Source organism: Burkholderia sp. 4M9327F10 (genome assembly GCF_005503145.1).
GTDB lineage: Bacteria > Pseudomonadota > Gammaproteobacteria > Burkholderiales > Burkholderiaceae > Paraburkholderia.
Map to the genome: position 1 here is coordinate 41,514 of NZ_SCNV01000049.1, position 22,344 is coordinate 63,857.

15 protein-coding genes are annotated in these 22,344 nt (G+C 63.7%); 10 read left to right on the plus strand and 5 right to left on the minus strand.

The genetic code is table 11. The features are described 5' to 3' along the window. Window positions 1-160: 160 nt before the first annotated feature. Entirely contained in the window at window positions 161-2,110 is a 1,950-nt protein-coding gene (locus FFS45_RS31235) for a tetratricopeptide repeat protein (RefSeq protein WP_137958496.1), read from the plus strand. Between the two features lie 66 nt (window positions 2,111-2,176). Here FFS45_RS31235 and FFS45_RS31240 read toward each other — a convergent pair whose 3' ends face one another. The 5 genes from FFS45_RS31240 to FFS45_RS31260 all read right to left on the minus strand — a co-directional run bounded on the left by FFS45_RS31240 (window position 2,177) and on the right by FFS45_RS31260 (window position 11,953). Beyond that, the gene (locus FFS45_RS31240; protein ID WP_137958497.1) at window positions 2,177-6,373 is read right to left on the minus strand and encodes a bifunctional nitrate reductase/sulfite reductase flavoprotein subunit alpha; all 4,197 of its coding nucleotides are present in this window, start codon (window positions 6,371-6,373) and stop codon (window positions 2,177-2,179) included. A gap of 46 nt (window positions 6,374-6,419) precedes the next feature. Beyond that, window positions 6,420-6,821 (minus strand): nitrite reductase small subunit NirD, encoded by a 402-nt coding sequence (nirD, locus tag FFS45_RS31245; RefSeq protein ID WP_137958498.1) that lies wholly within the window; start codon window positions 6,819-6,821, stop codon window positions 6,420-6,422. Window positions 6,822-6,831: 10 nt separating this feature from the next. Then, entirely contained in the window at window positions 6,832-9,375 is a 2,544-nt protein-coding gene (gene nirB / locus FFS45_RS31250) for a nitrite reductase large subunit NirB (RefSeq protein ID WP_137958518.1), read from the minus strand. A gap of 392 nt (window positions 9,376-9,767) precedes the next feature. Next, on the minus strand, window positions 9,768-11,168 hold the full coding sequence (locus FFS45_RS31255; RefSeq protein ID WP_137958499.1) for an MFS transporter: 1,401 nt from the start codon (window positions 11,166-11,168) through the stop codon (window positions 9,768-9,770). A 47-nt stretch (window positions 11,169-11,215) separates the two neighbouring features. Next, the gene (locus tag FFS45_RS31260) at window positions 11,216-11,953 is read right to left on the minus strand and encodes a type IV pili methyl-accepting chemotaxis transducer N-terminal domain-containing protein (RefSeq protein ID WP_137958500.1); all 738 of its coding nucleotides are present in this window, start codon (window positions 11,951-11,953) and stop codon (window positions 11,216-11,218) included. Window positions 11,954-12,689: 736 nt separating this feature from the next. Between FFS45_RS31260 and FFS45_RS31265 the strand changes: the two genes are divergently transcribed. The 9 genes from FFS45_RS31265 (at window position 12,690) to FFS45_RS31305 (ending at window position 22,148) form a co-directional block, all read left to right on the plus strand. Continuing rightward, a complete protein-coding gene (locus FFS45_RS31265; RefSeq protein ID WP_137958501.1) occupies window positions 12,690-14,159 on the plus strand; it encodes an MDR family MFS transporter in 1,470 nt (489 codons plus the stop codon). Between the two features lie 503 nt (window positions 14,160-14,662). Then, complete coding sequence (locus FFS45_RS31270) at window positions 14,663-15,229, plus strand: acyloxyacyl hydrolase (protein WP_137958502.1); 567 nt, start codon at window positions 14,663-14,665, stop codon at window positions 15,227-15,229. A 130-nt stretch (window positions 15,230-15,359) separates the two neighbouring features. Next, the gene (locus FFS45_RS31275; RefSeq protein ID WP_137958503.1) at window positions 15,360-15,725 is read left to right on the plus strand and encodes a hypothetical protein; all 366 of its coding nucleotides are present in this window, start codon (window positions 15,360-15,362) and stop codon (window positions 15,723-15,725) included. A gap of 548 nt (window positions 15,726-16,273) precedes the next feature. After that, window positions 16,274-17,500 (plus strand): cyclic nucleotide-binding domain-containing protein, encoded by a 1,227-nt coding sequence (locus FFS45_RS31280; RefSeq protein WP_137958504.1) that lies wholly within the window; start codon window positions 16,274-16,276, stop codon window positions 17,498-17,500. A 106-nt stretch (window positions 17,501-17,606) separates the two neighbouring features. Further along, window positions 17,607-18,371: a flagellar motor protein gene (locus tag FFS45_RS31285; protein ID WP_137958505.1), complete on the plus strand. Its 765-nt coding sequence runs from the start codon at window positions 17,607-17,609 to the stop codon at window positions 18,369-18,371. A 6-nt stretch (window positions 18,372-18,377) separates the two neighbouring features. After that, complete coding sequence (locus tag FFS45_RS31290; RefSeq protein WP_137958506.1) at window positions 18,378-19,133, plus strand: OmpA family protein; 756 nt, start codon at window positions 18,378-18,380, stop codon at window positions 19,131-19,133. Window positions 19,134-19,316: 183 nt separating this feature from the next. Continuing rightward, window positions 19,317-20,648 (plus strand): TAXI family TRAP transporter solute-binding subunit, encoded by a 1,332-nt coding sequence (locus FFS45_RS31295; RefSeq protein WP_137958507.1) that lies wholly within the window; start codon window positions 19,317-19,319, stop codon window positions 20,646-20,648. A 188-nt stretch (window positions 20,649-20,836) separates the two neighbouring features. Continuing rightward, window positions 20,837-21,592, plus strand: a complete 756-nt coding sequence (locus FFS45_RS31300; protein ID WP_171029804.1) for a DUF3667 domain-containing protein — start codon at window positions 20,837-20,839, stop codon at window positions 21,590-21,592. 238 nt (window positions 21,593-21,830) lie between these two features. Beyond that, window positions 21,831-22,148 (plus strand): hypothetical protein, encoded by a 318-nt coding sequence (locus tag FFS45_RS31305; RefSeq protein ID WP_137958509.1) that lies wholly within the window; start codon window positions 21,831-21,833, stop codon window positions 22,146-22,148. The last annotated feature ends 196 nt before the right edge of the window (window positions 22,149-22,344 follow it).

The window sequence follows — 22,344 nt, forward strand, 5'->3', positions numbered from 1 at the left end:
TGACGCTGATGCAGTGCGCGGCTGCCATAGATGTGATCTCAGCAGGCCACCTTCCGGTCGCCCTCAGTTTGCCCTCAGCCCGCCAGCCGATCCGCAATGTCATGTCTGAGCATGGGTTCAAGCCGTATACTGCCAACCGTGATTCCAGAAGCCGCTACGCATGACATCCTCCCCCGCTGACAGCGCCGAGCAGGCGCACCAACTTGCGCTGCAAGGTGCCACGCTGTTTCAGGCCGGACAGGGCGCGCAAGCGCGCGAAGCCTGCCTGCAGGCGCTGAGCCTTGCGCCGCACTCCGCCGAGGTGCTGTTGTTGCTCGCGTTTATCGCGCTGCACGCCAATCAGCCGGGCGAATCAATCGACTGGAGCAACCGCGCGCTCGCAGTGAACGGCAATCTCGCCGACGCCTACTTCCTGCGCGGCGAAGCGCAGCAACAAGCGCAACTCTACGAAGCAGCCGCCTCGAGCTACGACGCGGCGCTCAGGCTCAAGCCGGCACATGCAGATGCCTGGAACAACCGCGGCAATGCGTACCATGCGCTCGGTCAGCAGGAACGCGCACTGGCGAGCTACGACAAGGCGATCGAACTGAATCCCGCCAAAGCGTCGTTCCACAACAACCGGGGGCTCGCGCTAAAGGAACAGGGCAACAACCCGCTTGCGATCGGATGCTTCGAGCAAGCTATCGCCCTTCAGCGCGATTACGGCCTCGCCCATTTCAACCTCGGGCTGTCGCTGTTTGCGCTCGGCCGGTATGAAGAAGCGGCAGCCAGCCATACTGAAGCAATCAGGCTGATGCCCGGCCACGCTCTCTCCCATTGGGGTCGAGCCGACGCCTTGCGGGCCAGCGGACACTTCGAAGCCTCACTCGAAGCCTATGACGCCGCGTTAGCGCTCGACCCTGGCCGGGCCGACATCTATAACAACAGAGGGCTGCTGCTGCACGTCTGGGGCAGGCACCAGGATGCCCTCGCAGACTTCGCAATGGCCGCACAACTGGACCCCGGCCACGCGGATGCCCACTGCAATAGCGGCATGGCGCTGGAGGCGCTGGGGCGCCATGCGCAGGCACTCGGCGAATACGAAGCGGCCATTGCCCGCTCACCCGGACACGCCGCTGCGCACTTCAATCATGCGCTGTGCCATCTCACGCTCGGCCGGTACCGCGAGGGATGGCGCGAATACGAGTGGCGCTGGCAGACCGGGCAACTCAGGTCGTCGCAATTGCAATGCGAGGCGCCGCTGTGGACCGGTAAGAAATCGCTCGAAGGTGAACGGATTCTCCTGCATGCGGAACAGGGCTTCGGCGACAGCCTGCAGTTTTGCCGCTATCTGCCCCTGGTAGCGGAACTCGGTGCAACGCTGATCGTCCAGGTGCCGGCGCCTCTCGCGCCGCTGATCCGCAGCATCAGCGGTGTTTCTCAGGTTGTCACGGCAGGAGAAGCGCTGCCCAAGTTCGACTTTCACTGCCCGTTCATGAGCCTGCCTCTTGCGTTCGACACGACGCTGGAGACCGTGCCTTACGCGCAACGGTATCTGACGCCATCCCTGGAGAAGTCTTTGCTCTGGCAGCAGCGCCTCGGCGCGAGGCGGTTGCCGCGAATCGGCCTGGTGTGGGCCGGTGCGCCGCACGCTTCGCTCGCCGTGCAGCGTCCCGTCGACATACGCAGGTCGATTCCGTTGGAAAGATTTGCACCCCTTAGCACTTCAGAGGCTGAATTCTTCAGCTTGCAGAAAGGCGAACCCGCAGCATCGCAGTTGCGGGAGCTAGAAGAGAAGAATTGGGACGGTCCGCGTCTGGTCGACTTCACCATCGAACTACGCGACTTCGAAGACACCGCTGCATTGATCGATCAGATCGACCTCGTGATCTCCGTCGACACCTCCGTCGCTCACCTGGCGGGCGCGCTCGGCAAACCGGTGTGGCTGCTCAACCGCTTCGACACATGCTGGCGCTGGATGACCGAACGCGACGACAGTCCGTGGTATCCGACAATGAGAATTTTTCGCCAGCCCGCAGCGGGCGATTGGAACGGTGTAATCGCACGCGTGCGAACCGAATTGCCGCAATTCATCGCGCAATTCGTCGCGCAACGGGGCACCGGCAGCTAGGTTCAGGCTCAGGCGCGCTACAAGCGCATACAGCGCGCAGCAACATCCCGATCCGGCCTCCCCGCATCAATACACGTCGCGCACATAGCGCTTGTCACGCGCCAGGCCGCTCACATATTCCAGCGCCCTCTCGTCGCTCATGCCACCGTGGCTCGCCACCACCGCTTTCAAGGCCGCATCGACGTCTTTCGCCATCCTGTTCGCATCGCCGCACACATAGAAGTGCGCCCCTGCTTCGAGCCACGCCCACAGTTCCGCGCCGTGTTCGCGCATGCGGTCCTGAACGTAGATCTTCTCGGCCTGATCGCGCGAGAAGGCCAGATCGAGCCGGGTCAGCAGACCCCTGGTGCGCATCGTGTCCAGCTCGTCGCCATAGTAGAAGTCTGTTGCCGCATGCTGCTCGCCGAAGAATAACCAGTTGCGGCCCGTGTCGCCGCGCGCCAGCCGCTCGTGCAGAAAGCCCCGAAACGGCGCGACGCCCGTACCCGGCCCCACCATGATCATCGGCGTGTCGCCGTTGCGCGGCGGGCGGAAATACGCGGACTTCTGCACGAAGACCGGCACGCTCACCTCGCCGGCGCGATCGGCCAGAAAAGTCGAGGAGACGCCCTTGCGCTGGCGGCGGCCATTGTTGTAACGCACCGCCGACACCGTCAGGTGCACCTCCTCCGGATGCGCTTTCGGACTGGACGCAATCGAGTACAGACGCGGCTGCAGGCGCTTGAGTATGCCGAGCAGTTCCGGCGCGCTCAGCGTCACCGGAAATTCGTGCAGCACGTCCGCCAACTGTTGTCCCCACAACCATCGCTTCAGATCCGCCTTGCGCTCGTCAGCCAGCAAGGCGCCGAGCGCACCATCGCGGCTTCGCGAGGCGATGAACGCAAGCGCTTCGCTACTCGGGCGGGCGATCTCGAAGTGTCTGGCGAGCGCATCGGCAAGCCGCATCTCGCCGGCGCCGCTCACGCTGACCGCTGTATCCGCAGCAAGGCCGCTCAAGCCGAGCAGTTCGTCGACCAGTTCGGGGCAGTTGCTCGGCCAGACGCCAAGCGCATCGCCCACCTCGTACTCGAGACCGGAGCCGGCAGTCGAAAACGAGAAATAACGCGTATCCTTAGCGGCGCCCTGCTTGTTGAGCCGCAGATTCTTCACGAGCCGCGACGCCGCGGGATGCGCCTTGCTCGGCACGACGCCCGGTAAAACCGCGGGGATCATGCCTTCCTGCGCGACGTCATGGAGCGCAGCGTCTTCCTCCTTGATGCGGACGGTGATCCGTTCGAGCCAGGCGTCGGCTGCGGGCTGAAACTCGCTATCGCAATCGGCCCGCGGCAGCAGGCGCAGCGCGCCCTGCTCGGCCATGCGCCGGTCCAGATTGCGGCCGTGGCCGCAAAACTGGTCGTAGTTGGTGTCGCCGAAGGCCAGCACCGCGTAGCGCACGCCATCCAGACGCGGCGCCGTCACGGCCTGCAGCGCGCTCCAGAAACTCGCACCGTTATCGGGTGGATCGCCGTCGCCGAAGGTGCTCGACATCAGCAGCACATACTGCGCTTTCGCAAGCGCCGTTACGTCGCAATCCTCCATGCAACAGGTGCGAATCTCGAAACCGGACTCCATTAACTGCGTTGCATAGCGCTCGGTCAGCGATTCGATGTTCCCCGTCTGCGATGCCCACAACAGCAGCACCTTGGGCCGGGCTCGCGCAATCCGCACGGCGCCGGAACCGGAGCCGGCTTCGTGCGCCGCCGCAGCAGCGCCGTCCAATGCCGCCCCCGACGTATCAGCACGGCTGTAGAGCCCTGCGAGCGCGCCATCGAACCAGAGGCGGGTTGCAGGCGGCAACGGCGCGCTCGCGGGCAGCACCGGCACGCCGTCCAGCCTGCCGGCAGTGCTCGAGCGCAGACCGCCGATGAAGCCGGAGAGGTAGGCACGCTGGGCATCGTCGAGATGCGGCGCAGGCATCTCGGGGAAGCCGAGCAGCGCGACGAGAGCGTCGATGCGGGACATGTCCGTTTCCTTTTCCTTCAACTGGCCACTGCCATTTGCAAGCAGCAGCGCCGCATTGTCCGCACCGGACGTCATGAGATCCGAATCCTCCGCGGCGTCCTCGCGCTCAGACTCGACCCGGCTCAATGCCACGGCGCAGAATTTCAGTTCCGGTTGTTGCGATACCGGATCCACCGCATCGTGGGTCACCGCATTGATGCAGAGGTCTTCGCCGAACACGTCGTTCCAGTGCATCGGCGCAAAACATGAACCGGCGCGCACCCGGTCGGTCACGACGGCCGGCAGCACCGCGCGGCCGCGCCGCGAACGCACTTCGACGCGATCCCTCGCCCCAATGCCGAGCGCGGCTGCATCCTCCGGATGAATCTCCACGAACGGCTTGGGGTTGAGCTTGTTCAGCATCGCCACCTTGCCGGTCTTCGTCATGGTGTGCCATTGATGCTGCAGGCGCCCGGTATTCAGCACAATCGGAAATTCGGGCACCGGCATTTCGGCCGGCTCCACATGGGGGCGCGCAAAAAACATCGCCTTGCCGCTGGCAGTTGGAAACACCAGCGCCGGCCGGCTGCCATCGGGCAATACCTTGAGCGTCTGACTGACACCATCGTTCAGATAGCGCAGCGGATTGCGGTCGTGCGGCGCATCCGGCGCGCACGGCCATTGCAACGGCGTCTCACGCAAGCGTGCGTGGCTCGCGCCGCGCAGGTCGTAGCCGGTCCGCGGGTTCGATGCACGCGTGATCTCCGCGAACACCTCGTCCGCACAGGTATAGCTGAACGCATCGGCGAAGCCCATTGCACACGCCACCCGCGCAATGATCTGCCAGTCCGGCAAGGCGTCGCCAGGCGGTTCGATGGCCTGTTGCATGAGCGTCAGATTGCGCTCGGAGTTGATCATCACACCTTCCGCCTCGGCCCATAGCGCACCGGGCAACAGCACGTCGGCATAGCGATTGGTCTCGGTGTCGAGAAACGCGTCCTGGGCGATCACCAGTTGCGCAGCCTGCAGCCCGGCGATCACGTTCTGCCGGTTGGCGACGCTCGCCACAGGATTGGTGCAGATGATCCAGCAGGCCTTGATGTCGCCTGCCGCCATGCGCGAGAACATGTCGATAGTCCCGTTGCCCACCTCCGCCTTCAAGGTGCCCGGCGCGATGCGCCACAGGTCCTCGACGAACGCCCGGTCCTCCTCGACCAGCACCGAGCGTTGCCCCGGCAAACCCGGTCCCATGTAGCCCATCTCGCGGCCGCCCATCGCATTCGGCTGGCCGGTCAGCGAAAACGGGCCGCTGCCGGGGCGACAGATCTTGCCCGTCGCGAGATGCAGGTTGCAGATTGCGTTGGTGTTCCAGGTGCCATGCGTGCTCTGGTTCAGGCCCATGGTCCAGCAGCTCATCCATTCCTGCGCCTCGCCGATCCATTGCGCAGCGGTACGGATATCCGCCTCGGGAATGCCCGTGAGCGCGGCCACCTTGTCCGGCGCGTAGTCGTCGAGAAAGGCCGGCATCTCGTCCCAGCCCTCGGTGGCCGCGGCGATAAACGCGGGGTCCGTATGACCGTTACGGTGCAACAGATGCAGCAGCCCGTTGAGCAATGCGAGGTCCGTGCCCGGCTTGATCTGGAGATAGAGATTCGCTTTGTCTGCGGTCGTCGTGCGGCGCGGATCGACCACGATCAGCTTTGCGCCGGCCTTGACCCGGTCCATCATGCGCAGATACAGGATCGGATGGCAGTCGGCCATGTTGGCGCCGATCACGAAGAACAGATCGGCCTTGTCGAAGTCCTGATACGAGCCCGGCGGGCCGTCCGCACCCAGCGACAGCTTGTAGCCGCTGCCGGCGCTCGCCATGCACAGCCGCGAGTTCGATTCGATCTGGTTGGTGCCCACAAAGCCCTTGGCAAGCTTGTTGACGAGGTACTGCGCCTCGATCGACATCTGCCCGGACACATAGAAGGCAAGCGCGTCGGGTCCGTGAGTGTCGAGCAGCTCGCGCAGGCGGCGGCCGGTGTCGGCGAGCGCCTGATCGACCGGCAGCGGGATCGGGTCGCTATGGCGGTCGCGCCGCTGAAAAGCGCTTTCCAGGCGCCCCGATTTGCGCAGCGCGACATGCGCCGAGGAACCCTTGGTGCACAACCGCCCGAAATTGGCCGGATGCTCGCGGTCACCGGCGATCCTGACGACCTGGCCGTCCTCGACCTGCAGCACCATGCCGCAGCCGACCCCGCAGTAAGGGCACACCGTCTTGACGCTGGCGCTGCTCATAGCCTGATCGCCCCTTACCTGCTGTCCGGTGTCATGGCAAGCACGGTCATACCGAGACCCACACCTGGCCGTCCTTGACCCGGGCGGCAAACGCGCTGACCGAATGCTCGGGCGCTTCAAGGCACTCGCCGGTGCGCAGATCGAAATGCTGCTTGTAGATCGGCGAGGCCACCACGATGCGCTCGCCGAGGCTGCCGATCAGCCCGCGCGAAAGCACCGCGGCCCGTGAGCAGGGATCGTAGTTGTCGATGGCGTACACGTTCTGTTCACCGCGCTCCACCTTGAACACGGCCACTTGCCTGCCCTCGACGAGGGCGCAGATGCCGGTGTCCGGCACGATGTCGTCGAATGCGCAGACCGCCACCCAATGCTGCTGCCTCGCCTCGGCGTCCGTAATGGACGAGTCGCGTTGGGCGAATGCCTGCTCATTGTGCAAATCGATTTCCATATCACCCTCCTCAGATTGTTTCCGCGACTACAGGCACCGGGAACGCATGAGCGGCGGCGCGTTCATCCGGCGTCGCGGGACGAATCTGTCCGCGCTCCTCGACGAAGACAATGTTTTCGTCGAGCCGGTCGCTGTTGACGAAATGACGGAAGCGCTTGCGTGTCTCGGGGTCGGTCACAGCCTTCTTCCATTCGCACTCGTAGGTGTCGACCACGTTGCGCATGTCCGCTTCGAGCTCGGCAGCGAGCCCCAGTCTGTCGTGCACCACCACGTCGATCAGGTACTCCAGCCCGCCTTCGAGGTTATCGCGCCACACACTGGTGCGTTGCAGCCGGTCGGCGGTGCGCACGTAAAACATCAGGAAGCGGTCGATGTAGCGCACCAGCGTGTCGTGGTCGAGATCGGCCGCCAGCAGTTCGGCATGACGCGGCTTCATGCCGCCGTTGCCGCACACATAGAGATTCCAGCCCTTTTCGGTCGCGATGACGCCGACGTCCTTGCCCTGCGCTTCCGCGCATTCGCGGGTGCAGCCCGACACGCCGAACTTGATCTTGTGCGGCGAGCGCAGGCCTTTGTAGCGGTTCTCGAGCGAGACGGCGAGCCCAACCGAATCGCCGACGCCGTAGCGGCACCATGTCGAACCTACACACGACTTCACGGTGCGCAGCGACTTGCCATAGGCATGACCCGATTCGAAACCGGCCGCAATCAGTTCTTCCCAGATCAGCGGCAACTGATCGACGCGTGCGCCGAACAGGTCGACACGCTGGCCGCCCGTGATCTTCGTGTAGAGACCGTATTTCTTCGCCACCTGCCCCACGGCGATCAGCCCGTCGGGTGTGACCTCGCCGCCCGGCATGCGCGGCACAACCGAATAGGTGCCGTCGCGCTGGATGTTGGCGAGGTAGTAGTCGTTCGAATCCTGCAGGCTCGCGTGTTCCTTCTTCAGCACGAACTCGTTCCAGCACGAGGCGAGAATGCTGGCGGCCACAGGCTTGCAGATATCGCAACCAAGGCCGTGGCCGTGCTTCTCGAGCAGCGCACCAAAGGTCTTGATGCCCCCGACGCGCACGATGTGATGCAGCTCCTGGCGCGAGTAGGGAAAGTGCTCGCAGACATGGTTGTTGACGGCGAGCCCCTGCTTTTTCATTTCCGCCTTCATCACCTGGGTGACGAGCGGCACGCAGCCGCCGCAGGAAGTGCCCGCGCAGGTAGCCGTCTTCAACGCGCCGATGCTGGTGGCGCCCGCGCCCACCGCCGCGCAGATCTGGCCTTTGGAAACGTTGTTGCACGAGCAGATCTGCGCGGCGTCGGGCAGCGCGTCGACACCGAGCCCCGGCTTGGCCTTGCCGTCGCTCGCCGGCAGGATCAGGAATTCGGGCGCCTCGGGCAACTCGATGCGATTGAGCATCATCTGCAGCAGCGTGCCGTATTCGGCGGCGTCGCCCACCATCACCGCGCCGAGCAGTTGCTTGCCACAGTCCGATACCACCAGCTTCTTGTAGACCTGCTTGCGTTCGTCGCTGAACTGGTACGTGCGGCTACCCGGCGTCTTGCCATGCGCGTCTCCAATGCTCGCCACGTCCACCCCCATCAGCTTGAGCCTGGTGCTCATATCCGCACCCGCAAAACCACCATCCGCGCCGAGCAGGTGTCCTGCTGCGATGCGCGCCATCTCATAGCCGGGCGCGACGAGCCCATACACCATGCCGTTCCATGCGGCGCATTCACCGATCGCATAGATGTCGGGGTCGCTGGTGCGGCAGCTCGCATCGATGGCAATGCCGCCGCGCGGCCCCAGTTCCAGACCGCAGGCACGGGCGATTTCATCGCGCGGCCGGATGCCGGCGGAAAATACGATCATGTCGGCGTCGAGATGCGTGCCGTCGGCAAACTGCATGCGGTGCGTGGCGCTCTCGCCGTCAACAATCGCCAGCGTCTGCTTGCCCGTATGAACCTGCACACCCAGTTCCTCGATCTTGCTGCGCAGCACCCGCCCGCCGCCCTCGTCGATCTGCACCGCCATCAGGCGCGGCGCGAATTCCACCACATGCGCGGCGAGCCCCATGTCGTGCAGCGCTTTCGCACATTCGAGCCCCAGCAGGCCGCCGCCCACCACGACCCCGGTTTTGGCCCGCACGCCACAGGCCTGCATCGCTTCAAGGTCTTCGATGGTGCGATAGACAAAGCAGTCCTGACGATCGTTGCCTGCTATCGGCGGCACGAACGGCGTCGAGCCGGTGGCGAGCACCAGCTTGTCGTACGAAAGCGTTTCACCGGTTGAGATGTGCACGGTGCGCGCGGCGCGGTCGATCGACACAGCCTTCGCGTTGAGCTTGAGCAGCAGGTTCTCGCGCTCGAAGAAACCAGGCTCGACGAGCGACAGATCGTCGGCGGTTTTGCCGGAAAAGAATTCGGACAGGTGGACGCGGTCGTAAGCCGGACGCGGTTCCTCGCACAGCACGGTGATATGCAGCGCGCTGCCCGCTGCGTCGGCGAGACATTCGAGCAGCTTGTGCCCCACCATCCCATGCCCGATCACGACTACGTTCATGACAGGTGTTTCATCCATTTCCAGCTCGCTTCGCGACATGATTTTCGTCCGGCAAATAAAAAGGCGTCCCGCGAATCCAGTCGACAAGTGACTGAATTCAGGGGACGCCGTTGTCCAAAACCCGTGATCTAAGGAGTGACCTTTGCTGCTGACTTCACTGCTGCACTGGCCGGATCGCCGTTGATCCGCCGGGTCTGTCTATGCAAAGGCTGTGCCATGCGAGCCGCTCTTCCCTGCGTCCCGCAGTGCGGGCTTCGCGGGATGAGCAAGCCCTGGCGGCGCGTCGCGCGAGGACGCATATTGATGCGGCGAGGCACAACGGCAGTGCGGCGCAGCACAGCATGCGTGCAAGGCGCCTCGCTGACGCCGTGCGGATTCGCCACGCGAGCGCATCACACTCCGCCGTCCGCCTGCACACCCACGGCTGCGATCGGATTCGCCACCACCAGCGGCTCGCCAGGCAGTGCCCACTTGAGCCAGCGGGCGCGATGCAGCACCACTAGCGCGAAGGCCAGCGCCGACAGCACCCCGAAGGTCGCAAAGCCCATCTGATAGCTGCCCGTGCTTTCCTTGGCGATGCCCATGATCACCGGCAAATAGAATCCGCCGATACCGCCGGCCGCGCCGATGATGCCCGACATCAACCCGGTCTTGCCTTTCCAGCGTTGCGGCACGAGCTGGAAGGTCGCGCCGTTGCCGAGTCCGAAGCACAGGTAGGTTGCCACCAGCAGCGCGATGCCGGCCGGCAGCGGCGGCATCCATGCGGCAAAGGCGAAGTCGCACAGCGAAATGCCGGCCAGCAGCAACACCAGCGCCCGCACCCCGGAGATGCGGTCGGCGACCAGCCCGCCGATCGGGCGCACCAGCGCGCCGATAAAAGCGAGCAGCGACATGAAGAGCCCTGCTTCGAGTTTCGGCAACTGATACAGCGAAACCAGCAGCGTTGTCACATACGAGGACATGCCGACGAAGCCGCCAAACGTAATGCTATAGACGAGCATCACGACCCACGTATCGCTTTCTGCCAGCACGCTGCGATAGTGCTTCGGCAGCACAGCGATGGCGAGCAGCGCACCGAGCACCGGCAACAGCAGGACACCCGTCTTGCCGCCGCCGAAGACACCCGCATGCACGGCCAGCACGAGGGCGATCAGGCCGCCCAGCGTAATGCAGAAGCTGCGCAAGGCGCGCGGTGCGCTGCCTGATTTCGGCCCGAGGTCTTTGGCCCAGAAGAACAGCGCCACCGCGGCCAGCGCCAGCAGCGGCAGCGCGGCGCCCGCGGCTTTGGCCCAGCCGAAGTGGTCCGCGATACTGGGAAACATGAAACCGTCGAGCACTGCGCCGATATTGCCGGCAGCAGCCAGACCGAGCACCAGGCCCTGCACCTTGGGCGGATAGTTGCTGCCCGCCATCGGCAAGGCCACCGCGAAACTGGCGCCGCCCACACCGAGAAACACACCCAGCACCAGCAGGCTCACATAGGACGGCGCGACCGGCGACAACAGCAGGACAACTGACGGTATTGCCGAGAGCGCCACGCCGAGCAAGGCGATGCGGCGCCCGTCGTAGGCCTGGTACAGATTGCCGAGCGTCACCCGCAGGATGGCTGCGCCGAGCACCGGCACCGCGACGAGAAAGCCGAGTTCGGCCGGCGACATCGCGATGTCCTTGTGAATGAACGGAGCCAGCGGGCCGAACATCACCCACACGGTAAACCCGGTATCGAAGTACAGGAAGCACGCCAGCAACGCGCGCCAGTTGCCGCTTGTCAGCGAATTCAATAGATGTTTCATGGGTTTCTCTCGCAGGGTGTAGACAATTGAAGCGACGTTTAAAGCGGCTATTGAAGCGACGACTGAAGCGCGCGACCGGCAGGCGATTGCCGGTCTTGACCCACAGCGCCGGAACGCGGCGCGGTACCGCCGGCGCTGCCCGGATCGACCACGCGATGGATCAGCGCGTCCATCTCCTTGATGATGTCGGCGAGCACGGTAGTGATCACCGCGAACTCGCGGCCGTGGTGCCCCGCACGCGCCGCTGAGATGCGGGCATTGAGCGCGACGATATTGGCCTGCATCGAAATGCTGCCGAGCTGCTCGGCAATCTCGATCTGGCGCTTCATGCCGGCCGCCTCGATGCCGCGCATCTCGTGCTGATACGCGAGCGTGATCTCCTGCAGCAGCTCGAGCAGCGGCGTGGCCTGCGCGACCAGCGCCTCGAGCTGGGACGGCGGGTCATCGCGGCCCGCTTCGATGCTCGCCATCGTGTGGCCGGCCAGCGCGATGAACTGCTGGATGCGTTCATCGGCCCGGCGGTTGCCGAAGTAGACCTCGCGCAGCGCTGCCGAGAACACGCCGGGCAAGTGTCCGTTGCCGCCCACCAGGTCGGCATGTGCCCGTTCGAAACTGGCAAGGCATTCGCGCAGTACCGTGAGCGCGGCGCTATCGCCGCGCGCGGCCAGCAGCGCGTGCAGCACGATGCGTTGCGACAGCATCCGCTGCCGCCCCGACAGGTTGATGAGCTCGCCGATGATCTGTCCGGAGACGGCAACGGGGCTGATAGGGGTCTGCTGTTTCATCGTGAACGTGGTTCAACCTGCACCTTCGCTCCATTTGCCCCGCCGGCTTCGCCTCGACCACGGCAGGACAGGCACGGAGAAAAACGAAGCGCAAAAAAAAAGCGTCCCGAGTGCCTGGCGCGCTCCGATTGCTCGGATGGCCACCAGGTACCCGGGACGCCGTTGTCCCTGTGGATTGCTACAGACGAGCAACCCCTCAAGATTCGATTCGCTGAGGCCGCCGTTGGCCTCGCCGCGTTGCAATGCAATAGCTGTGCCAACATGACAGCGAGGTGTAAGCATGCGGCGCCACCGCAGGGTACGAGCGTCCCTGGACGGCGTGGCAAACCGCAGCCGGATAAGGCCCGGCGCCCTGCAGCGCGAAGCTTTTGCCTGAGTTTTGCGCGAATCGCTGCGGCTCGAAAGCGGTCCCCCGCGCGGGACGTCGCAAGCGCCGGCAAGCGCCGTCACGGCGCGGCATGAATTGACTTGGTGCAATTTTCTGGTGCGTCGCACCATGTTATTGCACTGGTTTCACTGCCCGCGCGATGGCGCGCCGTCAGCAACATTACCGGTGACGCGGTAACATCCGGATTCGCGTTTAAGCGCCTGCTGCGTAGCATCCGTGTCCAGCAGCAGGCTGCCGCATCGCGCTGCGCAGCCGGCATCGAACCGGCCGCGCCGGACATTCACCCCTGCGATACATTCCGGACGGCTCAAAGAAGCCGCCCGGTCTCTCTCTTTCTAAAGCGACGGCATGTCACACCACCCAAAGACAGTTCGCCCCCTCGTCATTGCCTCGGTCATGGCTTCCATGGCGATGGTCGCCATCGAGGCCACCATCGTCTCCACCGCCATGCCGCAGATCGTCACGGAACTGGGCGGCCTGCATCTCTATAGCTGGGTCTTTTCATCGTTTCTGCTGGCGCAGACGGCCATGACCGTGGTGTTCGGCAAGCTCGCCGACCTGTACGGCCGCAAGCCCATCGTGCTGATCGGCATTGGCATCTTTCTGGTGGGCTCGGTGCTCGCCGGGTTTGCCTGGTCGATGCCGGCGATGATCGTGTTCCGGCTGATCCAGGGCGTCGGCGCCGGGGCGATCCAGCCGGTCACGCTGACCATCGTCGGCGACCTGTATCCGGCACGCGAGCGCGGCAAGATCCAGGGCTACCTCGCAAGCGTGTGGGCCATCGCCGCCGTGATCGGGCCGATGGCCGGCGGCTTGCTGATTCGCGACCTGTCGTGGGCGTGGATCTTCTGGATCAACATTCCCATCGGCCTCGCCTCGGCCGCCGGTTTTATTGCGTTTCTGCACGAGCATGAAAAGCGCGAGCGGCCCTCCATCGATATTGCCGGCGCCACCCTCTTCACGGTGTCGATCGGCGCGCTGATGATGGGTCTCACCGACGCCGGCAGTTCCAGCAACGCGCTGGTCGCACTCGAGTTCGCGCTCTTTATCGTCTGCGGCGTGCTGTTCGTGCTGCAGGAGCGCCGCGCCGCCGATCCGATGATCTCGTTCGCACTGTGGGGTCATCGCCCCATCGCGGCGTGCAATGTTGCCACGGTGCTTTCAGGCATGGCCCTGATGGGCCTGACGAGCTTTCTGCCGATGTATGTGCAAGGCGTACTGGGCCGCTCGCCGGTGGTGGCCGGCCTCGCCCTGACGATGATCATGCTGGGCTGGCCCAGCGGCGCGACGCTCGCCGCCCGCTCGTTCCACCGGCTCGGCTTGCGGCGCACGCTGGTGGGCGGCAGCGTGTTCCTGCCGCTCGGCGCAGTGTTCTTCGCGACGCTGGGGCCGGAGAGCAGTCCGCTGTTCGCGGGCATCGGCTCGCTGGTGATGGGCTTCGGCATGGGGACTTCCAGCATCAGCGCGCTGATCCTGATCCAGGAAATCGTCCAACCGTCCGAGCGCGGCAGCGCCACCGCGTCGAACCTGTTTGCCCGCAACCTCGGCAGCACGCTTGGCGCAGCGATGTTCGGCGCGGTGCTCAATTACGGACTCGCGCATTCGTCCGCTATCGCCGTGACGGCGGATCAGCTCAGGCAGATTCTGGACACAGCGCCGGGGCATGCCGCGGGTGCTGCGGGCGTGAGGCTGGCGCTGCATCAGTCGCTGCATCTGACCTTTGCGTCGATTCTGGTGATCTCGGTGCTGGCGGTGGTCTCGCTGATGCTCGTTCCGGCGATCAAGCTGGAGCCTGCGCGAGCGGCATCGGCGAGTTGAGCGTGGCTTGAAGGTGCGTGGGAGAACTAGCTGAGGGGACTGGCGATCATCCAGGCAGCGTCAGCCTCCCGCTCGCCTATGCGAGCATACCCTGCGGCTCGATACACGCGAAGCCATCTACAGTGCACGATTTTCCGGGCTCGGCTAGACTGCAAAAAACTTCGCTAAACATGAGCGAAGGCGTCACGCGGCAAGGTGCGTTAATCGGCTCACCTTAAGCGAATCTCAGCGAAACCCGCACGCGCGCCGAACTCAATGCTCTGACAATTTGGCAAATGAACGACTCAAAACTGCTCTATGCGGATCGTTGCGAAATTCAACACACTCATTTGTTAGCGGGCGAATATTCAAGCTCCCCTTAGCGCTCTAGAATCCCGCTCGAAGTTCAAGCGCAATACGCCCATGCTAATGCGTTTGAATTAACGGAGACGGCGCGCTTGCACGGCGCGTCTTGACAACAAAGCGCTTGCCCTCAGCAAGCCACACTCGTTGCCGGAAATGCTATGCCACCGAACAAGAAAGCCCAGAAAGGAAAAATAGTTCGCGCTCTCGTGTTTTGCGCGCTAACGATCGGTTCAGCGTCCGTCCATGCCGACCAGTTTGGCGTTCAGGTTTCCGGTGGCGTGGCAGATCATGACGTAAAAAAAGCCGATCTCGGCCTTGTCTGGGATCCCGGTTTAACCTGGTGGGAAATCGGCGGTTATCACTTTACCGTGGTCGGAGAAGCGCACGTCGCCTACTGGGATATCCGGGAATCCAACGCGGCTCATCCGGACATCTGGGAATTCGGCCTGACGCCGGTGTTCCGCTTCATCAAGAGTTCCGGCTGGTTCCGCCCATATATCGAGGGCGGGGTCGGCGTGCGGATGCTCTCTCACGTACGGGAGACGGATGACCGCACGTTTTCCTCGTCGTTCCAGTTTGCCGACATGCTCGGCGTGGGCGCCCAGTTCGGCGGGCATCAGCAATACCAGGCGGGTTTTCGCTTCCAGCACCTCTCGAATGCCGGCCTCGAGCACCCTAATCCTGGCATCAATTTCAGCGAAATCTACCTGCAATACAACTTCTAGGCGCCCTCGCCCGTAGTCCAAGCACAAGTTGTTCCTGATTCGGGCCACTGCGTGCTATCGTTGAGTTGCATCAAAGGACGGTTCGCGCACCGTCGGGAACCGAACGCAACTCATCGTAGCGAGCGTCGCCATGAGTGAAGTACGCCTCCATCTGAGCCCACGCGACCGCGTGGAACTGCTGTGCTGGCTCACCTGCGGGAGCCTCGGCGCCTATTACCTCAATGAGACCTGGCCGGAACCCTCGTTCCACGTGCAAGCAGCCCACAAGTGGCTTGACCGTCACTTACGGGAAGCTGACTGGCTGAGCATCGCCAAGCTCTCCGCACTGGCTCTCGAGATCGCCGCGCGGCACGCGCGCTTTGTCGAAGCCGAGTGGGCACGTGACGCGGTTGAGGAAATCCTCGATACGGACGACCTCGATTTTCAGGCCCGACTGGTTCTGCAAGTGCTGACCGACTGCCAGCTCGCGTTGGCGGACAAGCGCATCGCCGACTGAGCCGCACGCCATCGCGCGACTACGGCGAGCCCGCCAGGGTTTTTACGTAGCGCAGCGTAGCGGCGGCGAACACCGCGCCCAGGCCGGGTTGTACCCGACCGATGATGGCTTGTGCACGCCGCTCAAAACACCTCTCAAGCTTCAACCGGAATCATCCGTCACTGCCATTTACTAAGGGATACTAATGATATGGTTCTCACCAGGGGAAATCATTTTCTCTGCTACCTGTAGTCACGCTTATTCGCAGCGGCGGCCGCTCAACCCTGACCTTTCCCGGCCGCACCGGCACACTCGCTTCACCCGCCCGAGCGGCCAAACGTTTGCGCCTTGAATCTGAAGCGCCTGCTGCAGATTGCGGCACATCGTATTGCGCCGCGAGGCCCCGCCCACACGGCACGGAGGCCACATAAAACAGCGCGCCGCGCTAAAGAGATCGGTAAATGCGTCGTTATCCACTGGTATGAGGCAGCAAAGTTTGCCGAAGGTAAGCGGAAGCGAGTCCACAGAAGACCGTTTAAGCAGAACCACACACTCCGCAGGGGAATACATTGAATCAGCAACACTCGTCAAGGTCGCGGACCGCCGCTCCGGGCGAAGTCATCTACTCGGAAGGGTACGTCGGAACCTCAGCCATCTACGTGATCGCAGACGGCAAAGTCGAAATCTCCACACAGTGTGACGAAAAGCGCGTGGTGCTCGCCACGCTCACCAAGGGCGAAATCTTCGGTGAGTCCGCGTTGCTGCCGTCCGAGCCGCGCGGCTCGACGGCCAAGGCTCTGACCTTCTGCCGCCTGACGGTTGTGGAAACCAGTCTCGTCGAGCAGGAACTGGAGCGCGTCTCGCCGCTGCTGCGTCACCTGGTGCGCACGCTGATTCGCCGCACCAAGCGCAAGGACGATCTGCTCGCCACCTACACGCATGCCGACTTCCTGCCCGGCGTGCTGTCCTACGCTCACGTGCTGGCGCTGATGGCCGGCAACGAGAGCCGCGACGGCCGCGCGCGCCGCTCGCCGAACGAGGAAGTGTCGGTGCCGCTCGCGGAAGTCATCAAGAAGTGCCGTGCCATCGCCGGGCATTCCCGCCTGCATGTCATGGCGATGCTCAAGCGCATGGAGAAGCTCAACCTGGTGAGCTTCGATGCCGGGCGCCCGGAATTCATCGGCAAAGGCGCAGCCGCCGACGAGGGCGCCGCGGGCCGCCACATGGTCAGCTTCGACCCGGTGCGGATCACCGAACGCGCCCAGCAGGTAGCCGATCACGATCTGGATCTTGCGATTACCGGCGAGCTCGAACTGATCGAGCTGTCGGATCTCGAAGCGCTGATCGGCGTCGAGCGGCAACTGATTCTCAAGAAGCTGTCGCACTCGGAAATCGCCGAGGATATCTTCGCGTTCCGCAAGACCAAGGTGCTGAACTACATCGAAGAAAACGGCACGGCCTATTTCTCGAAGCGCAAGATCCGCCCGGCGAGCGAGCTCGAAACGCTGGCCGACCTCGAGTACGTCGACCAGCGCACTTTGTTCGATGCGGTCAGCGCCTTCGATACCTACGATCTCGCCAAGCTGCTCACCGCAATGGCCGATCATGCGATTGCGGACCGGCTGCTGTCGGTGATGAGCCAGGCGCGCCAGAAGGAGATTTCCTGGATCATGCGGCGCGACGTCAAGATCGATCCGCTGGAAATACCGGAGATCGAGCAGCGCTTTATCGATCTGGTGAAAAGCATCAAGGCGCCTGCCATGAACCCGTCGATTCCGGTCGGCTCGCCGGTCTAGCCGGCGGACTCCACGGCAAGGCAACCTGTACCAGGCACCATGCGCCAGCCATAACCCTTGAACAGTACGAACCCGCAGTGCTCCACTTGAATTTTCGAGGTCGTTTATGGATTTCCTGACGCTATGCGGTGCGATTGTCGGCGTCGCAGCCATCGTGCTCGGCTTTTCGCTGGAAGGCGGGCGCTTTGCCTCGCTGTTCCAGCTCGAAGCGCTCGTGATCGTGCTGGGCGGCACGATCGGCGCCGTGATGGTTCAGAACACCTGGGCACGCTTTTCCGACGGCGTGCGGCAGTTGCGGCTCGCCTTCGTCACGGCCAAACCGGTCGATCAGGACAACCTCTCGGTGCTGCTCGAATGGGGCCACAAGGCCAAGCTGAACGGCATGCTGGCGTTCGAATCGATCGATCCGGCCGGGATTCATCCGTTCGCGCGGCGCGGCCTCGAACTGATCGCCAACGGCGTCGCCACGGCCGTCATCGAAGATGCGCTGCAACGCGAGCTGGACGCTTACGAGCGCAATCACATGGCAGCGGCACGCATCTGGCTGCAGGCGGGCGGCTATGCGCCGACCTTCGGCATTCTCGGCGCGGTGCTGGGGCTGATCCAGGTGACGGGGCATATCCTCGAGCCGGCCCAGCTTGGCGCAGGCGTAGCCGTGGCGTTCGTCACGACGCTGTACGGCCTCGCGCTCGCCAATGTGCTGTTTCTGCCGATCTACGGCAAGATCAAGGCGCAGGTGGATAGCGAACTGCGCTACCGCAAGCTGTACTTCGACGGGCTGCTCGCGATCTCGCGCCGGGAATCGCCGCAGACCATCGAGACGCGCCTCACCGGCGACGTGCGCGAGCGCTCCAAAGAACTGCTGGCATAGTCGATCATGGCGCTCGCATCCGAACGGCACAATCCGAAGCTCGACGACGACGCGGAGGCCCGGCCCGAACGTTGGCTGCTCTCCTACTCCGACCTTGTCACCACGCTGATGGTGCTGTTTCTGGCGCTCTATGCGATCCAGTTGGCGAAGTACCACGAACTGGAAATCAAGCTGCTGGAAACCGCGCGCAGCGTCCGGAACGACAAGGCGCCTGCTGCCGTGGCCGCGCATAACGTGGCGGGCAGTTCTGCGGGCAACTCAGCTGGCAACTTGGCAGGCAACTTAGCGAGCAACGCAGCAGGCAGCCTCGCGAACGCCGCACCGCAAGCGTCCAGGGATGAACTGCTGTCGCTGCTGCGGGCGCTGCGCGACAAAGGCCAGATCAACATCGACGAACAGACGGGCGGCGTGGAAATCGGCATCAACGCAAAGGTCCTGTTTCGCCCCGGCGATGCGCACCTGCTGCCCGATTCGTCCGGCGTGCTCGACCAGGTGGCCATCGCGCTGAAGGACTATTCGACCCACAACATCCTGGTGGAAGGCCATACCGACAGCACGCCGATCTCGAACGCCAAGTACGAATCGAACTGGGAGCTGTCGTCCGCCCGCGCGGGCGCGGTAGTGCGATTCTTCGTCGACAGGGGTATCGAGCCGCACCGGCTCGCCGCCATCGGACGCTCCGACAACATCCCCCTGCTGATCGGCGACGACGCCACGGCGCGCGCCGCCAATCGCCGCGTGACCATCCTCGTCCAGTACTGAGCGCGCCGCTCGCCGCGAGCGCTATAGCAAACCAGCCTCACTCGACAGCCAGTCCTGCTACGCTATAGATGCGGCTGGCCTCGCCGATGCGGCTGCGCAGGCCCGACTGCGCAGACCGTAGCCGGCCAGCCGCATTGAGCCGCCTGCCGGTCAAACCACGCCCGCCACAAGAACGGAGCTTCGATGAGACATCCGCGCCCGCGTCCTCCACAGTTTCAAGGCGAGCACTCCCATGCCGACCTGCGCGACCTGACCTTGACGTTCGCTCCGGTCGCCGTGTTCGTGGTGGTGGTGATCACGCTGGTGGTGTGGCTGGTCGACCCGGCGCCGCCGCGCACCATTACCATGAGCGCCGGCCCTCACGACAGCTCGTTTCTGCTGGCTGCCAACGAGTACAAGAAAATTCTCGCGCGCAACGGTATCACGCTGAAGGTGCTGGAATCGGACGGCTCGCTGCAGAACCTGCACCGGCTGCTGGACCCCAAACAGCATGTGGATATCGCGCTGGTGCAAGGCGGCGTGGCCGACGGTGTGGCGATCTCCTCGCTGATGTCGCTCGGCAGCGTCTTCTACGACCCGGTGGTGGTGTTCTATCGAGGCAGCGGCATCACGCGCCTCTCGCAACTCGAAGGCAAGCGCATCGCCATTGGCCGCGAAGGCAGCGGCACGCGGGTGCTGGCGCTCAAGCTGCTGGAGGCGAACGGCATCGAGCCTGGCCACGACACGCCGCTATTGCCCGATGACGGGCTGCAAGCCGCCACCAAGCTGGTTTCCGGCGAAGCCGACGCGGCGATCCTGAACGGCGATTCGGCCACCCGCGCCTTGATGCTGCGTCTCTTGCGGGTGCCCGGCATCTCGGTGATGGACTTCGAGGAGGCCAGCGCCTATACGCGGCTCTTTCCCTATCTGGACGAAATCGACCTGCCGCCCGGCGTGCTCGACCTGCGCCGCAAGATTCCGCTCGACACCGTCCACCTGATCAGCCCGACCGTCGAACTGGTAGCGCGCACCAACCTGCATCCCGCCATCTCCGACCTGCTGATCGAAGCCGCCCAGGAGATCCACGGCATGCCTGGACTGTTGCAGCACGCGGGGCAGTTCCCGAGTCCGGTCGCCCGCGAGTATCCGATCAGCGACGATGCGCAGCGCTACTACAAGACCGGCAAGAGTTTTCTTTACCGCAACCTGCCGTTCTGGCTGGCGAGCATCGGCGACCGCACGCTGGTTTTGCTGCTGCCGGTCGCCGTCCTGCTGTTCCCGGCCCTGCGGCTGGTGCCCGCGCTGTACCGGTGGCGGGTGCGCTCGCGCATTTACCGCTACTACGGCTCGCTGATCGCGATTGAACGCGAGGCGTTGAAGGACCCCTCGCCGGCGCAGCGCGAGGCGCTCTTTCAGGAGCTGGATCAAATCGAAGACGCGCTCAATAACTTGCGCATGCCGCTCGCTTACGCCGATGCGTTTTACGTGCTGCGGGAACATGTCGGGTTCGTGCGCTCGCGGCTCGCGCCGGGTTGAGGGGTGGACCCTCATTGACGCTGGCCGGCCTCACGGTCAGAATTCGGCCTTTCAAAACTCCTGACCTACGCCAGCGCATGTCGCATACCCACGACGCAGCACACGAACTGCCGGCCACATGCCCTAACTGCGATGCCCCCGTTCATGGGCCGTACTGCGCGCAATGCGGTCAGGAGACGGTCCACGAGATGCCCACCTTGCGCGAATTCGCGCACCAGTACCTGCACCACTATGTCGCCGCCGAAGGCAAGCTCGTACCTACGGTCAAGATGCTGCTGCTCAGGCCCGGGCAACTGACGCTGGAGTATCTCGAAGGCCGGCGGCGGCGTTACGTGATGCCGCTGCCGCTCTATGTTACGTTCAGCTTTCTGTTTTTTCTGCTGCTGAGCTGGTCCGGCGTGGTCACGTCGCCTCATCTCGTCTACGTCAACGATCGACCCGCCGCGCACCCCACCGAGATGCTCAGCGCCCTCGCCGCTTCCGAGACCGATGCGAGCGACAAGCAGGTGCTGAACCTCGCCGCCGGCGTGATGAGCACGCTGGGCCAGCCGGACAAAATGGCCGAATTCAGCGAGCACCTGCTGCACCGGCTGCCCTATGCGGTGTTCGTGCTGATGCCGGTGTTTGCGGCAATGTGCGCGCTGCTCTACCGCCGCAGGCGGCAGCATTACGGCATGCATCTGCTTTTCACCGTGCATCTGCATGCGTTCATTTTCGCGGTGTTTCTGGTGTGCCTGATTCCCGGCTTGAGCGCTTATGCGGCGTGGGCTGCGCTGGTGATCCTCGCTTATCTGATTGTTGCGCTCAAGCGTGTGTACGGCGGGCGCTGGTGGCCGCAGATCGTGCGCGGTGTGATGCTGGGTGTCAGCTATGGGGTGGTGAGCGGTATCGCGCTAGCGGTCGTTACGTTTGTCTCCAGCGGCGTTCATCTGCGGCTGTCCTGAAGCGGTCTCTGGCGCTCGCGCGGGTGTCGTTCTTCTGTTGCAAAGCCATTACTCTTATTACCGCCCGTTGCGGACGGTGGGGCGCGATATGCGCAGAACCCAGGCAGTGCGCGGTCAGCGCGTTATTTGACGCGCCTTCGCAATGATTTCTATCGTCAACTTTGTTGCACTTACGTAACTCAAGGGCGTTTCGGCAGAGCTACAGTCAAGCCGTCATCCCCTGCTACGGAGGTCCAACATGAAAAGCAAACTGTTCGTCAGTCTTGGGCTTGGGGCGCTTATTCTTGGCGCGTCTCAGTTCGCCAATGCCGGTGTGTCTGTGGGGCTCAATTTTGCCGTGCCGGCACCCGTCTACGTCGCTCCTGCGCCGGTTTATGTCGCTCCCGCGCCCGTTTATGCGGCGCCTCCGCCGCCTCCTCCTGTTGTGGCCTATCAGCCTGTTGCGGCTGTGCCGGTTGTGGCTACCAGTTTCGTGATTGGGTGGCACGGCGGGCAGTACTGGGATGGGCGCCGGTGGTGGTCACGGCATGACTGGTATGGGCATCGGAGGTGGTAAGGTGGTTTGCTCCGACCTTTCCTTGCTGACTTAGCGGTTTATTCACGGCCCCTGTGCGGGGCCGCGCGCGTCTCGGAATGGTTAGCCATACTTGAGCCAGACGTAATCCGTGTAGATTCGCGGCCCCAGATAGATGCGCCATGCAAAAATCAACAGGACCGCGACAACAATCGCGACCGTAAAAACGGTCTCAAAG